12 protein-coding genes and 1 rRNA gene are annotated in these 14,499 nt (G+C 57.6%); 6 read left to right on the top strand and 7 right to left on the bottom strand.

Annotation, left to right across the window (positions count from 1 at the left end; all coding sequences use genetic code 11):
- Positions 1-8 precede the first annotated feature (8 nt).
- Positions 9-122 (top strand): 5S ribosomal RNA (gene rrf, locus ED236_RS11680).
- Between the two features lie 136 nt (positions 123-258).
- On the opposite strand, the gene ED236_RS11675 is transcribed toward rrf, so the two are convergent.
- The gene (locus ED236_RS11675) at positions 259-1,482 is read right to left on the bottom strand and encodes a DNA polymerase Y family protein (RefSeq protein ID WP_123238161.1); all 1,224 of its coding nucleotides are present in this window, start codon (positions 1,480-1,482) and stop codon (positions 259-261) included.
- A gap of 92 nt (positions 1,483-1,574) precedes the next feature.
- Here ED236_RS11675 and msrA point away from each other — a divergent pair, with 92 nt between their 5' ends.
- Entirely contained in the window at positions 1,575-2,123 is a 549-nt protein-coding gene (gene msrA, locus ED236_RS11670; RefSeq protein WP_123238172.1) for a peptide-methionine (S)-S-oxide reductase MsrA, read from the top strand.
- A gap of 24 nt (positions 2,124-2,147) precedes the next feature.
- On the opposite strand, the gene corA is transcribed toward msrA, so the two are convergent.
- The 3 genes from corA to ED236_RS11655 form a co-directional block, all read right to left on the bottom strand.
- Positions 2,148-3,224 (bottom strand): magnesium/cobalt transporter CorA, encoded by a 1,077-nt coding sequence (gene corA, locus ED236_RS11665; protein WP_123238160.1) that lies wholly within the window; start codon positions 3,222-3,224, stop codon positions 2,148-2,150.
- A 12-nt stretch (positions 3,225-3,236) separates the two neighbouring features.
- The gene (locus ED236_RS11660; protein WP_123238159.1) at positions 3,237-3,821 is read right to left on the bottom strand and encodes a flavin reductase family protein; all 585 of its coding nucleotides are present in this window, start codon (positions 3,819-3,821) and stop codon (positions 3,237-3,239) included.
- Positions 3,822-3,970: 149 nt separating this feature from the next.
- Positions 3,971-5,737 carry a glutamine--tRNA ligase/YqeY domain fusion protein gene (locus ED236_RS11655; RefSeq protein ID WP_123238158.1) on the bottom strand — a complete coding sequence of 589 codons (1,767 nt, stop codon included), beginning with the start codon at positions 5,735-5,737 and terminating at the stop codon, positions 3,971-3,973.
- Between the two features lie 100 nt (positions 5,738-5,837).
- Between ED236_RS11655 and ED236_RS11650 the strand changes: the two genes are divergently transcribed.
- The 4 genes from ED236_RS11650 to ED236_RS11635 are packed head-to-tail and all read left to right on the top strand — an operon-like array spanning position 5,838 to position 8,633.
- The gene (locus ED236_RS11650; RefSeq protein ID WP_123238157.1) at positions 5,838-6,827 is read left to right on the top strand and encodes a biotin--[acetyl-CoA-carboxylase] ligase; all 990 of its coding nucleotides are present in this window, start codon (positions 5,838-5,840) and stop codon (positions 6,825-6,827) included.
- Positions 6,827-7,579: a type III pantothenate kinase gene (locus ED236_RS11645; protein ID WP_123238156.1), complete on the top strand. Its 753-nt coding sequence runs from the start codon at positions 6,827-6,829 to the stop codon at positions 7,577-7,579. The genes ED236_RS11650 and ED236_RS11645 overlap by 1 nt, the downstream gene beginning before the upstream one ends.
- The gene (locus ED236_RS11640) at positions 7,576-8,304 is read left to right on the top strand and encodes an SPOR domain-containing protein (protein WP_123238155.1); all 729 of its coding nucleotides are present in this window, start codon (positions 7,576-7,578) and stop codon (positions 8,302-8,304) included. Before ED236_RS11645 ends, ED236_RS11640 begins: the two co-directional genes overlap by 4 nt.
- 8 nt (positions 8,305-8,312) lie before the next feature.
- Positions 8,313-8,633 carry a hypothetical protein gene (locus tag ED236_RS11635; RefSeq protein ID WP_123238154.1) on the top strand — a complete coding sequence of 107 codons (321 nt, stop codon included), beginning with the start codon at positions 8,313-8,315 and terminating at the stop codon, positions 8,631-8,633.
- A gap of 38 nt (positions 8,634-8,671) precedes the next feature.
- On the opposite strand, the gene lpdA is transcribed toward ED236_RS11635, so the two are convergent.
- The 3 genes from lpdA to aceE are packed head-to-tail and all read right to left on the bottom strand — an operon-like array spanning position 8,672 to position 14,464.
- Positions 8,672-10,441 carry a dihydrolipoyl dehydrogenase gene (gene lpdA, locus ED236_RS11630; protein ID WP_123238153.1) on the bottom strand — a complete coding sequence of 590 codons (1,770 nt, stop codon included), beginning with the start codon at positions 10,439-10,441 and terminating at the stop codon, positions 8,672-8,674.
- Between the two features lie 11 nt (positions 10,442-10,452).
- Positions 10,453-11,781 (bottom strand): dihydrolipoyllysine-residue acetyltransferase, encoded by a 1,329-nt coding sequence (gene aceF, locus ED236_RS11625; RefSeq protein ID WP_123238152.1) that lies wholly within the window; start codon positions 11,779-11,781, stop codon positions 10,453-10,455.
- Positions 11,782-11,809: 28 nt separating this feature from the next.
- Entirely contained in the window at positions 11,810-14,464 is a 2,655-nt protein-coding gene (gene aceE / locus ED236_RS11620; protein WP_123238151.1) for a pyruvate dehydrogenase (acetyl-transferring), homodimeric type, read from the bottom strand.
- Positions 14,465-14,499 lie beyond the last annotated feature (35 nt).

Here is a 14,499-nt window from a genome sequence, read left to right as displayed (position 1 = left end):
CGGTTATGTCTGGCGGCCATAGCGATTTGGACCCACCCCTTCCCATCTCGAACAGGGCCGTGAAACGAATCTGCGCCAATGATAGTGTGCTTCTCGCATGCGAAAGTAGGTCACCGCCAGGCTCTTACATCACCTCGTTAGTTCGAGGCAACAGAAAGCCCTCTTCGGAGGGCTTTTTGTTTTTCTGTCTACCCTAGATCAGGGTTCTAGCACCCTCAATCCTAGCACCCTCAATCTTTGCGTATAGCGATAAAGTATTTACTCATCACTCTCCGTTGTTAAATCCGGAATGTGGTTGAAGGCGATGCGCATGGGCGCGTGCTTCAATGCGTCATGTGCACGCCCCAGATATACGGTATTTTTACCAAAACGACTATTCAGCTCATCCAATACCCCATTGAGTTTTGAACCTTGCACCACTTCACCAAACAAGCTCATGCTGCACTGATCAGGTGTGTTCAGGCTGCTAAATGAAATGCCCACGGCATAAGGCACATGCTTGCGCTTAGGGTATTGTCGCCATAACTGTTCCAGCGTGGCAGTCAATATCAGCGTGTCATCGGTACTGTTCATGCGGGTTTCTGCCACCCAGCTTGAGGCATTCAGAAATTTGACCCGAACGCTGATGCTGGATGTTTGCAAGCCGTAGCTACGCATGCGCATGGCAGCTTTTTGTAACAGACGGTGCAACACGGACAACGCAGATTCAGCATTACGTAACTCCGGTGGCAATACATGTGAATGGCCAAGGCTGCGTCTATCATGGGCTTGATACTCAACGTGTACCCCACGTAACTTGTCATACATGCGCTCACCCTCCACGCTGCCCCAGGCACTGCGTAATTGCTGACGATTGGCAGCGTACAAGTCCGCAACCGACTCAATGCCAAATTCCATCAGTCGCGACTCCATGCGCTTGCCTATGCCATTCAGGTCGCGTAGCTTAAGCGTGAGCAGTCTCTCTGGAATGTCTTCCGCTCTTAGCACGACACAACCATCCGGCTTTTGCATATTGGAAGCGACCTTAGCCAGGAACACGTTAGGCGCGATACCAATGGAGCAACGGATATAAGAGCCTACCTCGCATTCGATCTTCTTCTTGATGGCAGCAGCGAGCTTCAGCGCATTTTCAACTTGACGTTGGCTGCCGGTGAGCATGCACACCATCTCGTCAATCGAGAGCGTGCGTTCCACATGCGTGCATGATTCCACGATCTCCACCAGGCGATGATGGAATTCCACATATAGAGGCGGTCGACCTTCCACCATGATGATGTCAGGACAGAGCTTGCGCGCATCGCTGACCCGCGTACCGGTTTTGACACCAAACGCTTTGGCCTCATAGCTGGCGGCGATGCAGCAGGTGGTCTCTGCCACCACGGGCAATACTGCAATAGGTTTGCCACGCAACTCCGGACGCATTTGCTGCTCTACTGAAGCAAAGTAGGAATTAAAATCTAGATAAAGTGCAGCTAGTTGCATAAGGCGGACCGTGCGTGTGCAGACGTAAGGAAAACCTGAATCTTCATGACTAAATGATAACGAAACCCGAAAACACTATGGAGCATTTCAACATGTCAGAACAGACTGCAATTCTTGCCGGTGGTTGCTTTTGGTGTCTGGAGCCTGTGTTCTCGCAACTGCAAGGCGTCAAGCGCGTGACTTCTGGCTACATTGGCGGACAGACGCTCAATCCGACCTATAAGCAGGTGTGCAATGGCGACACCGGGCATGCCGAGGCGATTCGTATCGATTATGACCCGGAGCAGATCGCGTTTGAGGCGCTGCTGGAAATATTCTTCGTGGCACATGATCCGACCACACCCAACCGCCAGGGGCACGATATCGGCACGCAATACCGCTCTGCCGTTTTTTGCCAGAATGAAACACAGCGGCAAGCGGTGCAAGACATGATAGTCAGGCTGGATCAGCAGCGCTTATGGCCGGCCCCCATCGTGACCCAGATCAACGGAGCAGACACCTTCTATCCCGCTGAGGATTACCACCAGTATTACTACATCAACAATCAGCGCCAGCCTTACTGCATGGCGGTGGCTCGTCCCAAGATCGACAAGGTCCGCGCGAACTATGCCGCACGTATCAAGGACGACATTGGCTATTGAGCCAAGTATTTGGCCAAGTACAGATCATCCCCGACTCAGCCATTGCCGGCGCCAGAAGATCAGTCCCATGAGACTGGCGATGCTTGCCATCAAGGCGAGCGCAAACCAGAAGCCGTCCAGGTCGGCCAGCCAGGGGATATGTTCGAAATTCATACCGAAGATGCCGGAGATCAGCGTGGCTGGCATGAACAGCATGGTCACTACCGTCAGCGCCCGCACTTCCATATTGACCCGGTTGCTGACGCTGGATAGATAGATGTCCATCATGCCACCCAGCAGGTCACGCAAGGCTTCCAGCGATTCGATAAAGTGCACGGTATGGTCATACACATCGCGCAGATACAGCACGGTGGATGGGCTGAACATGGCGCTTTCATTGCGTAACAGGCTATTAATGACTTCGCGCAGCGGCCAGACAGCACGGCGCAGCTCCATGCTGGCGCGTTTGAGCAGGTGGATCTGTGTCAGCAAGGCGGCATTCGGTTTGCGCAACAACAGGTCTTCCAGGTTCTCTGCCGCGTCGTTCATCTGTTCCAGGATGCCAAAATAGCGGTCCACCACCACGTCCAGCAAGGCATAGGCCAGATAGTCAGCCCCTTGTTCCCGGATCGCAGCGTGTTCGGTACGTAGTCGTTCGCGTACCGGGTCGAACGAGCCAGTGGCACGTTCCTGAAACGAGAGTACATAGTGTTTGCCCAGCACCAGACTGATCTGCTCGGAGCCGATCTCCATCTTCTTCGCGTCGTAGTGAAAGCAGCGCGTGACGATGTAAAGATAATCGCCATACTGGTCCACCTTGGCGCGCTGGTCGGTGTTGAGAATGTCCTCCATGACCAGCGGATGCAGATGGAACAACTGGCCGATCTGGCGGATCAACGCCACATCATGCGCGCCATGCACATTCAGCCAGAGCTTCTCACCAGCATCAGGCAGGGCAAGGCTTGCTAATGTCTCAGTGCTAAGTGTGCGCTCACTAAGCTGATCTTTAGCGAACCCGAAGATGCTGACTGCAGGCTGCGCGGTTTTGACTTCACCCACATGCACCAGCGAACCTGGCGCCATGCCGATCTTTTTGGAACGATGTCGGTTGGACTTTTTCATTGGCCGCTCACATCAATCCACATTACCTGTCATGAATGGATCGCTGACCGTCATGAACGCACCGCCAGCAATATGATGCAAGGTACGCATGGCATCATGTGCGTCAAAGTGCCAGCGGCCGTCCGAGAACACCCTGTCATCTGCCCAGGCGGCCACCACCTCGCCCAGATATAGATCGTAGGTATTCTGAATATGCGGCTCCGGGATCACACGGCACTCCAGCCAGGCCACGCAGCCTGCTACCAGCGGCGCAGCAATCTCGCTGGCCGCGAACGTGGAAACACCATAAGCGGCGAATTTATTATCCGGCGTACTGCCCCATAGCTCACGTCCAGAGCTGGAACCCACCTGTAGCACCATATCGACCTGCGCGTGGCAGGGCACGTTGATGGCGAAGCTGCCGGAGGCTTCGATCAATGCACGGGTGTAGGTTTGCTTGTCGATCACAATGGCGATCTTGGGAGGATTGAAATCCAGTGGCATGTTCCAGGCTGCCGCCATGATGTTGCGGCGTTCACCATGCGCTGTGGTGACCAGCACCGTGGGCCCGTGATTGAGTAGCCGATAGGCCTTGTTGAGGGGAACGGATTGTTTCATTGAGGCATGTTGACCAGACGGGTTGGTATTCCGAGAGTTTACGTGCTTTTTTTTAGCTGATGCACTTTCTTCCCGAACCGACCGCTGTAAAAAAGGGATGCCGTGAATTCACTGGCATCCCATGTGCGAGTCATGGCGGAAAGCAGTCGTTATTTCTGCCAGGCGTCGCGCAAGGTCACCGTGCGGTTGAACACCGGCTGCCCAGCCACGCTGTCTTGTTTGTCCGCCACAAAATAACCGTGCCGTTCGAACTGGAAACACTCCTCAGGCTTTGCATCCTTGAGAGAGGCTTCTAGCTGTGCCGTGATGACGTGCAGAGAAGCAGGATTGAGATCGTCCAGATAATTGCTGTCGCCCGCGCCAGGGTGTGCCGTCTTGAACAGGCGGTCGTACAGGCGCACTTCTGCCGTGTAGGCATGCGCAGCCGATACCCAGTGGATATTGCCCTTGACCTTGATGGCGTCCGCTCCGGGCGTGCCCGACTTGGTGTCTGGCAGGTAATCGCAATGCACGATGGTCACCTTGCCATCCGCGTCTGTTTCAAAGCCTGTGCACTTGACCACATAGCCATAGCGCAGACGCACCATGTTGTCTGGAAAAAGACGGAAATAACCTTTGCTGGGGACTTCCATAAAGTCTTCGCGCTCGATCCACAGTTCTTTTGACAGTTTAACCACGCGCTTGCCCAGCTCAGGTTGCTGTGGGTGGTTGGGGGCGTAGCAGTCTTCAGCCTGGTCTGCAGGGTAGTTGTCGATGACCAGCTTGATCGGGTCCAGCACGGCGATGCGGCGCTGCGCGCTTTCGTTGAGCACTTCGCGCATGCAGTCTTCCAGGATGGTGTATTCGATCCAGGAATCGGCCTTGGAGACGCCGATGCGGTCTGCGAACAACTTGAAGCCTTCCGGCGTGTAACCGCGGCGGCGTGCACCCGCCAAGGTAGGCAGGCGTGGGTCATCCCAGCCGGTGACATGCTTATTCTCGACCAGCTCGATCAATTTGCGCTTGGACAGCACCACATAGCTCAGATTAAGGCGCGAGAACTCGTATTGCTTGGGCAGCGGGTGGGCTAATAGACCGCTTTCCGCCAGCCGCTCCAACAGCCAGTCGTAGAACGGGCGCTGATCCTCGAACTCCAGCGTGCAGATGGAATGGGTGATCTGCTCCAGCGCATCTTCGATCGGGTGGGCGAAGGTGTACATAGGGTAGATGCACCAGGTGTCGCCGGTGTTGTGATGCGTGGCACGGCGGATACGGTAGATGGCCGGATCGCGCAGGTTGATATTGGGCGACGCCATGTCGATCCTGGCGCGCAGGATCATGCTGCCATCGGCATGCTTGCCATCGCGCATCTCGCGGAACAGGGCCAGGTTCTCGGCCGGTGTGCGATTGCGGAACGGCGAATCTTTGCCTGGCTCGGTCAAGGTGCCACGGTTGGCGCGCATCTCGTCGGCCGTTTGTTGATCCACATAGGCATGGCCCGCTTCGATCAGCGTTTCCGCTGCGCGGTACATGAAATCAAAGTAATTACTGGCGAAATACAGATGGCTATCGCCAAACCCTTCCCAGCTGTAACCCAGCCATTTGACGGATTCGGTGATGCTGTCTACGTATTCCTGTTCTTCCTTTTCCGGGTTGGTGTCGTCGAAGCGCATGTGACAGACACCACCATACTGCTCGGCCAGGCCGAAGTTCAGGCAGATGGATTTTGCGTGGCCAATATGCAGGTAACCATTCGGCTCAGGCGGGAAACGCGTGCGTATCCTGGCTGGATCAGGCTGCCCGCTGGCCTGCATCGCGGCATCTCCCGGACCTCCGGCCCAGCGGCGTGAGGCGTACACACCTTGTTCGATATCGCGTTCGACGATATTGCGGATGAAATTGGCGGCTGGAGCGATGGCGGGTTTTTCGGCAGACATGACAGTACACATGATTGAGTTGCCGTCATTTTACACCCTGGCAAGCGGGCAGGGTGCGCAGGCGCTGTGCTAATATCGATGCAGCTATTCAACCTTGCCTATGAATCAACTCACTTTCCCCATCCTGCGCTTGCTTGCTGACGGACGTTTTCATTCCGGCGAGGCGATCGCACGCCATTTCGGTGTGACGCGTGCCACGGTCTGGAATGCCTTGCAGGAGGCCGAGGCCTTGGGTGTGGCACTGTATTCGGTGCGCGGACGCGGCTACCGTTTACCCGAAGCCGTCAAGCTGCTGGATCGTGAAGCGATATTGGCGGCGATCGGCGTAACGCCTGTGCGCTTCAATGTAGAGCTGCATGATCGCATCGAGTCTACCAACAGTTACCTGATGCAACGAGCTGCCGCTGGCGCTGCACAGGCCAGTTGCGTGGCGGCCACCTTGCAAACCGGTGGTCGCGGTCGCCGTGGCCGCGTGTGGCAGGCCGGTCTGGGAGCGAGTCTCACCTTCTCGCTGTTATGGCGGTTTCAATCCGGGGCGCAAGCCTTGTCCGGGCTGAGTCTTGCTGTGGGTGTGGCCATGGTGCGCGCACTGCATGCCTACGGAGTCCATGCTGTAAAACTTAAATGGCCGAATGACCTGCTGCTGGAGCAGGACGGTCATTATCACAAGCTGTCCGGCATCCTCATCGAGCTGCAGGGCGATATGGAAGGCCCCAGTGCCGCTGTGATCGGCATCGGCCTTAATCTGCGTTTGCCCGAAGCGCTGCGACGTCAGATCGATCAGCCTGCGGCTGCTTTGCAGGACGTACGCGATGAGGCCATCGACCCCAATGAGCTGCTGGGCCTGCTACTGCGCGAGCTGGGCGAGGTGTTGCTGAGTTTTGAGCAGCATGGGTTCGAACCGCTGCGTGAGCAATGGCAGCGGCAGCACGCCTATCAGGACAAAGCCGTGCGCATGCTGATGCCGGACAGCCGTGAAGTGCACGGCACCGTGCGCGGCGTGGCGCCGGACGGCGTGTTGCTGGTCGAGACGGCCCAAGGTATACAGCGTTTCTCCTCCGGCGAGATCAGTTTGCGGGGAACAGGCTGATGTTGCTCGCCATTGACAGCGGTAATACACGCACCAAGTGGGCCTTGTTCGACCTTGCGGGCACTTTGCAGGCGCATGATGCCGCCCTTAATCTGGCATTCAATGCACCGCCCGCCGCCTGGCAGTTGGCCACCCGTGTCATCGTGTGCAACGTGGCGGGCGCAGCACGTGCCGAGCATCTGGCCCGTTTGTTGCAACCACTGGGTGTGACAGTGCAATGGCTGACCGCCAGTGCATCAGCAGGTGGTGTGCGCAATCGCTATCGCCAGCCTCGCCAGCTTGGGGCAGATCGCTGGGCAGCCTTGGTGGGGGCCTGGCAGCGCTTGCGAGGCAGTTGCGTGGTGGTCAATGCCGGCACTGCGGTCACCATCGATGCCTTGCATCATGATGCGGCGCTGGACCAGGCTGTGTTTCTGGGCGGCTTGATCGTACCTGGTCTGCGTCTGATGCGTCAGTCACTCGCACAAGGCACAGCCGGAGTGGATGCCCCGCTTGGAGCAGTGCTGGATTTCCCGCAGACGACCGCAGATGCGGTCAGCAGTGGCGCGCTGGCGGCTATCGGTGGTGCGGTATTGAACATGCACCATCGCCTGCAACAGCAGGCTGGCAGTGCACCGCATTGCCTGATCAGTGGCGGTGATGGCCCGGCATTGCTGGCATGGTTGCGTGCGCAAGGGATCAACAAGCACATCGAACTGGAGCCACATCTGGTGCTGCACGGTCTGCGCTATTTGGTGGACGGGGCAAGATGAAACAGCGGGTCTCTAGTCTGCGCTCTGGTCTGATCTCAGGTTTGTTCTGGGGCCTAGTCGTCATCAACCTGTTGGTGCTGGCCTACTTTAATGTACCGCAGTCAGAGATGCCTGTACAAACGGAACATCATGAACCTATCCATCCTGACCGCATCAGATTGTTGAGCCCCTCTGAATTCGACGCGTTGCCAGTGAAGTCAGCAGCGCATGAGCCCGTAGCACCCATTGAGCCAGAAGAGGCGACTATCACTTCCTGTTACGAATGGGGTAATTTCACAGTCGCCACGCTCGCTAAGGCACGCGGCTTGCTAGACAGCAAGGTGCCCGCCATAGCGAGCAACGGGATACAACCCCGCTATGTGGAAAAGCCTCACATGACCGCCCGTTACTGGGTCTATATTCCACCATCCCCCTCACTGGCTGAAGCTCAGCGTATCATGGCAGAGTTGGCGTCACGTGGTGTCGGTGACAGCTTTGTGATGCAGGAGGGCGAGTGGCAATATGCCATTTCGCTGGGCCTGTTCAAGGAAGAGCGTCTGGCTGGACGTTTGTTGCAGCAGTTGAAGCAACAAGGTGTAGAGAATGCCAGACAAGGCGTCAAACTACAGCCTTCGGGTCGTAAAGTGCTATTCATGACCGATGTATCCCCCGTGGCAGCTGAGCAACTATATGCTGCAACGGCTGGCTTCAAGGATAGCGAACTCAAGCAGGTACTTTGCCAATAGGAGGCATCATGGGTTTATTCAAAACGATAGTCAGAAAAGTCATTCTCGCCGCTGCCGTGGTGGCAGGCAAGAAACTGGTGGAAAAAGCCTTGGCCAAGACAGACAAGCCAGCGCCGGTTCCAGCTGCCCCGATCAAGTCTGGCAACCCTAACAAACCGGCTGCGCGCAAGCCACGCACCAAAGCCACTACCAATAAACCGGCCGCTGCCAAAACAACAGCAGCCAAGCCTGCCGTTGCAGCGGATGCTGATGCAGCACCCAAGCCACGTACCCGCCGCCCACGTGCCAAAAAACCGGCTGCTGTAAAAACAGAAACCCCGAGCAGCTAGTTTCCTGGCGTCCCGGGGCTTGTGATCAACAAGCGCAATTAGCGCTTTTTGATATACAGGTCGGTGATCGTCCCTTCCTTCATTTCTGCGGCGAAGCAGATCGTTTCCGACAGGGTAGGGTGCGCATGTATGGTCAAACCAAGATCATGTGCATCCGCCCCCATTTCGATGGCCAGCACCGCTTCAGCCAGCAGCTCGCCTGCATTCACGCCGACGATACCTGCACCGATCAGCCTGTGGGTTTCCTTGTCGAAGATCAGCTTGGTGGCACCTTCGGAGCGCGCGATGGACAAGGCACGACCACTGGCTGCCCATGGGAACGAGGCTTTTTCAATGGCGATGCCCTGTGCCTTGGCGTCGGTCTCGCTGACACCAGCCCAAGCCACTTCGGGATCGGTGTAAGCCACCGAGGGTATCGCCATGGCCTGGAACTCGACCTTGTGGCCAGCGATGACTTCTGCAGCCACCTTGGCCTCGTGCGTTGCCTTGTGTGCCAGCATGGGCTGGCCGACGATGTCACCGATAGCGAAGATGTGCGGCACGTTGGTGCGCATCTGCTTGTCTACAGCGATGAAGCCACGCTCATCCACGGCGACGCCGGCATTCTCCGCACCGATGAGCTTGCCGTTGGGGCGGCGGCCGATGGAAACCAGCACGCGATCGTAGACTTGCGTCTCTTTGGGGGCATTCTCCCCTTCAAAGCTCACATGAATGCCATCGTTGGCCGCTTCGATCTTGGCGACCTTGGTTGACAGCATGATGCTTTCAAAGCGCTTTTCCATGCGTTTTTGCAGCGGACGCACCAGATCGCGGTCGCAACCGCTGATCAGGCCATCCATGAATTCAACCACACTCACTTTGCTGCCCAGTGCGTCGTATACCGTGCCCATTTCCAGGCCGATGATGCCGCCGCCGATGACCAGCATGCGTTTCGGGATGTCCGCCAGCGCCAAGGCGCCGGTGGAATCCATGATGCGCTCATCTTCCGGCGCACCCGGGAATTTGGTGGCTTGTGAGCCAGCCGCGATGATGGCGTTGGCGAAGCCAATCGTTGTCACCGTCCCGTCAGCAGCGGTCACGGCGATCTGGTGCGAGCTGGTGAACTTGCCCACGCCTTGCACCACGGTCACGCCGCGTTGCTTGGCCATGGCAGCCAGTCCACCCGTCAGTTTGGCCACCACGTCATTGGCCTTCCAGTTGCGCAGATGCTCCAGATCGATCTGGGGTTTGCCGAAGCTCACGCCGTGATGGCTGGTCTCTTCGGCTTCGGTGATGACTTTGGCGGTATGCAGCAGCGCCTTGGAGGGGATGCAGCCTACGTTCAGGCAAACGCCACCTAGCGTGGCGTAGCGCTCGATCAGCACCACCTTCTTGCCTAGGTCGGCGGCGCGGAAGGCAGCCGTGTAGCCGCCAGGGCCGGAACCGAGCACGACGACTTCGGTATCGATGTCGTTGTTACCGGTAGGGGTTGCCGCTACCGGCGCGGCTGTTGCGGGCGCTGGTGCTTCTGAAGACACACTTGGTGCTGGAGCGGTAGCAGCGACAGCAGGTGTTGCTGCTGCACTGACCACTTCTTCTACTAATAGGATCAGCGTGCCTTTGGTGACTTTGTCGCCGACCTTGACCTTGATCTCCTTGACCGTCCCAGCGTGCGAGGAGGGGATGTCCATCGACGCCTTGTCGGATTCCAGGGTGATCAGCGAATCTTCCTTGGCGATGGTGTCGCCTACGCTGACCAGGACTTCGATGACATCGACGCTATCGAAATTGCCGATGTCCGGCACTAACACTTCTACTAAGTTACTCATGTGGGTTCCTGTTACAGCAAGAGACGTCGCACGTCGGAAAGCATCATCCGCAGATGGCTGGTGAAGCGCGCCCCGTCGGCCCCGTCGATCACGCGATGATCGTAGGACAAGGACAGTGGCAGGATCATGCGCGGCTCGAAGCTCTTGGTCTTGGCGTCATACACGGGCTGGAAGCTGGAACGCGACACACCCAGAATGGCCACTTCCGGGCAGTTGATGATGGGCGTGAACATGGTGCCCCCTATACCGCCCAGGCTGGAGATGGTGAAGCAGCCGCCTTGCATCTCTTCCACCTTCAATTTGCGCTCACGTGCCTTGGCAGACAGGTCGGCCAAGTCGCGTGCGATGTCCATCACATCCTTCTGGTTCACATCACGCACCACGGGCACCACCAGGCCATCCGGCGTGTCGCAGGCGAAGCCGATGTTGAAGTAGTTCTTCAGGATCAGTTGATCACCTTCCGGCGATAGCGAAGCGTTGAAGTTGGGGTAGTTGCGCAAGGCATTGACCACGGCCTTCATCAGGAAGGCCAGCAGCGTGAGTTTGACGCCGCGCTTCTCGGCTTCAGCCAGCATGGATTTGCGGAAATCTTCCAGGTCGGTGATGTCGGCTTCATCAAACTGGGTGACATGCGGTGCCGTGACCCAGTTGCGATGCAGGTTGGCGCCGGACAGCTTTTTGATGCGTGACAGTGGCTTGCTGCTGATCTCGCCGAATTGGCTGAAATCGATGACAGGCATGGGCAGGGTGGAAAGCCCAGTGCCACCGGTCGCCAGTGCTTCACTGCGTGGCTTGGCCAGCTCGCCCTTGACGAAGGCTTGTACATCGCTTTGCAGGATGCGGTTCTTGGGGCCGCTGCCGCTGACCAGCGCCAGGTTGACGCCCAGTTCGCGTGCGAACTTGCGTACCGACGGGCTGGCATGCGATTTTTTGTCGCCTGCGGTGACGGCCGTCGCCGCGACCGGGTTCGGGGTCGCCGCCGGCTGGATCACCTTGGGGGGTTCTGCGACAGGTTTGCTCGGTACCGGCACCGGTGCCGCTTCTACCGAGGTGGTCACGGCCGTCACTACCGGAGCCGCAGCGGGCTTGGCTGCTTCCGTGGCAGCCACTTCCATGGTCAGGATCAGGCCGCCCTGCGCGGCTTTATCACCGACCTTGATCTTCACTTCCTTTACGGTGCCCGAGAATGGAGCGGGAATGTCCATGGAAGCCTTGTCGGATTCCAGCGTGATCAGCGAGTCATCCTTGGCGATGGTGTCGCCAGCTTTGACCAGTACCTCGATCACATCCACGCTATCGAAATTGCCGATATCGGGGACGAGTACGTCTTGAATTGCCATGCTGTGTTTTCCTTGAGATCGTCTCGGATTAAACCGTGGTCGGGTTAGGGCGTTGCGTGTTGATCTGGTACTTCTTGATCGCTTCTGCAGCCTTGGCTGCAGGCAGTTTGCCATCATCCGCCAGCGCTTTCAGGGCTGCCAGCACCACGTAGTAACGGTCCACTTCAAAGAAGCTGCGTAGCGCTTCACGCGAGTCGGAGCGGCCATAGCCATCTGTCCCCAGGGCGACGAAGCGCTGCGGGATGAAGTTGCGGATCTGATCTGCAAACGAGCGCATGTAATCGGTGGAGGCGATCACAGGAGCATCGGATTTGCCCAGGCATGCGGTCACATAGCTGATCTTTTGTGGCTGATCCGGATTGAGCAGGTTCCAGCGCTCGATATCCAGACCCTCACGGCGCAGCTCGGTGAAGCTGGTGACGCTGAATACATCGGCGGCCACGCCCCAGTCCTTCTCCAGCAGTTCAGCCGCAGCGATGACTTCACGCAGGATCACGCCACTGCCCAGCAGTTGCACCTTGGGGCCCTTGGCCTTGGAGGCCGAGAACGGATACATGCCTTTGAGGATGCCCTCGGCACTGCCTTCCGGCATGGCCGGGTGACTGTAGTTCTCGTTCATGAGGGTGATGTAGTAGTACACATCTTCCTGGTTCTGCACCATGCGGCGCAGGCCTTCCTGGATGATCACGGCCAGTTCGTAAGCGAAGGTCGGGTCATAGGAGATGCAGTTCGGAATGGTGGCGGACATCAGGTGGCTGTGACCATCCTCGTGCTGCAGGCCTTCGCCGTTAAGCGTGGTACGACCGGCCGTCGCACCGAGCAGGAAGCCACGTGCGCGGCTATCGCCAGCGGCCCAGGCAAAGTCGCCGATACGCTGGAAGCCGAACATCGAATAGTAGATGTAGAACGGGATCATCTGCGTGCCGGTAACGCTGTAAGACGTGGCCGCGGCCAGCCAGCTGGCGAAGGAACCGGCTTCGTTGATGCCTTCTTCCAGGATCTGGCCGTCCTTGGATTCCTTGTAGAACATCACTTGATCGGAATCCATGGGCTCGTACAGCTGGCCAACGGAGGAGTAGATGCCCAATTGACGGAACATGCCTTCCATACCAAAGGTACGCGCTTCGTCCGGGACGATAGGCACCACATATTTGCCGATCTTCTTGTCGCGCACCAGGGTGGACAAGATGCGTACGAACGCCATGGTGGTGGAGATCTCACGCTCACCGGTCGCGCCCAGCATGTTCTCGAAGGCGGATAACTCGGGCACTGTCAGTTCATTGCCCTTGCGACGACGCGACGGCACATGTCCACCCATGGCAGCACTGCGCTCGGCCATGTATTGCATCTCTGGAGAGTCTGCAGCGGGTTTGTAGTAGGACAGGCTTTCCACTTGCTCGTCAGTGAGCGGCAGGTCGAAGCGGTCACGGAATTTCTTCAGTGAGTCGATATCCATGCTCTTCTGCTGGTGGGTGATGTTTTGGCCTTCACCCGCTTCGCCCATGCCATAACCCTTGACGGTCTTGGCCAGGATCACGGTAGGCTGACCCTTGTGCTGGGTGGCTGCCGCATAAGCAGCGTACACCTTGTGCGGATCGTGGCCGCCACGGTTCAGGCGCCAGATGTCCGCATCCGACATGGCCGCCACCATTTCCTTGAGCTCCGGATATTTGCCGAAGAAGTGTTCACGCGTGTAAGCGCCGCCCTTGGCCTTGAAGTTCTGGTATTCGCCGTCCACGCACTCTTCCATGCGCTTCTTGAGCAGGCCGTCCTTGTCCATGGCCAGCAATGGGTCCCAATAGGAACCCCAGATCACTTTCAGCACATTCCAGCCAGAGCCACGGAAGTTGGATTCCAGCTCCTGAATGATCTTGCCGTTGCCACGCACCGGTCCATCCAGACGCTGCAGGTTACAGTTGATCACGAAGATCAGATTGTCGAGCTTTTCACGGGAGGCCAGCGAGATCGCGCCTTGCGATTCCGGCTCGTCCATCTCGCCGTCACCACAGAACACCCACACTTTACGGTCGCTGGTGTCAGCAATGCCGCGATCGTGGATGTACTTAAGGAAACGTGCCTGATAGATACCGGCCAATGGTCCCAGACCCATGGAAACGGTAGGGAACTGCCAGAAATCCGGCATCAACCAGGGGTGCGGATAGCTGGAGATGCCGTTGCCGCCGGTTTCCTGGCGGAAATTGTCCAGTTGCTCTTCACTGATACGGCCTTCCAGGAAGGCGCGCGCATAAACGCCGGGAGAAGAGTGGCCCTGGAAGTAGATACAGTCACCGCCGAAGTTTTCATTCGCCGCGCGGAAAAAGTGGTTGAAACCCACGTCATACAAGGTTGCCGCAGACTGGAAGCTGGCGATGTGACCGCCTACACCCGGCGACTTCTCATTGGCACGCAGCACGGTCATGATGGCGTTCCAGCGGATCAGGGCGCGAATGCGGCGCTCCATGTCCGGATTGCCGGGCAGGCGTTGCTGCAAATGGGTGGGAATCGAATTCACGTACGCCGTGGTGGCGCTGTAAGGCAGGTAAGCGCCAGAGCGTCTGGCTTTGTCGATCAAGGTTTCGAGCAAAAAGTGAGCACGCTCGGGGCCCTCCTGTTCCAGCACCGCATCGATGGCATCAAGCCACTCGTGTGTCTCTTGCGGGTCAGTATCGGGGGTGAATGCCATGTAATATTCTCCGGGGAAAACTGAGGAAATCTCGA

The sequence above is a fragment of the Pseudomethylobacillus aquaticus genome (assembly GCF_003730115.1).
GTDB lineage: Bacteria > Pseudomonadota > Gammaproteobacteria > Burkholderiales > Methylophilaceae > Pseudomethylobacillus > Pseudomethylobacillus aquaticus.
The sequence above is the reverse complement of the archived record's forward strand: the minus strand, read 5'-3'. Positions and strand labels throughout refer to the sequence as shown.

Bases quoted from the DNA above. Each gene is read 5' to 3' on its own strand.
- ED236_RS11675 (WP_123238161.1), bottom strand. From the start codon at position 1,482: ATGCAACTAGCTGCACTTTATCTAGATTTTAATTCCTACTTTGCTTCA.
- msrA (WP_123238172.1), top strand. From the start codon at position 1,575: ATGTCAGAACAGACTGCAATTCTTGCCGGTGGTTGCTTTTGGTGTCTG.
- corA (WP_123238160.1), bottom strand. From the start codon at position 3,224: ATGAAAAAGTCCAACCGACATCGTTCCAAAAAGATCGGCATGGCGCCA.
- ED236_RS11660 (WP_123238159.1), bottom strand. From the start codon at position 3,821: ATGAAACAATCCGTTCCCCTCAACAAGGCCTATCGGCTACTCAATCAC.
- ED236_RS11655 (WP_123238158.1), bottom strand. From the start codon at position 5,737: ATGTCTGCCGAAAAACCCGCCATCGCTCCAGCCGCCAATTTCATCCGC.
- ED236_RS11650 (WP_123238157.1), top strand. From the start codon at position 5,838: ATGAATCAACTCACTTTCCCCATCCTGCGCTTGCTTGCTGACGGACGT.
- ED236_RS11645 (WP_123238156.1), top strand. From the start codon at position 6,827: ATGTTGCTCGCCATTGACAGCGGTAATACACGCACCAAGTGGGCCTTG.
- ED236_RS11640 (WP_123238155.1), top strand. From the start codon at position 7,576: ATGAAACAGCGGGTCTCTAGTCTGCGCTCTGGTCTGATCTCAGGTTTG.
- ED236_RS11635 (WP_123238154.1), top strand. From the start codon at position 8,313: ATGGGTTTATTCAAAACGATAGTCAGAAAAGTCATTCTCGCCGCTGCC.
- lpdA (WP_123238153.1), bottom strand. From the start codon at position 10,441: ATGAGTAACTTAGTAGAAGTGTTAGTGCCGGACATCGGCAATTTCGAT.
- aceF (WP_123238152.1), bottom strand. From the start codon at position 11,781: ATGGCAATTCAAGACGTACTCGTCCCCGATATCGGCAATTTCGATAGC.
- aceE (WP_123238151.1), bottom strand. From the start codon at position 14,464: ATGGCATTCACCCCCGATACTGACCCGCAAGAGACACACGAGTGGCTT.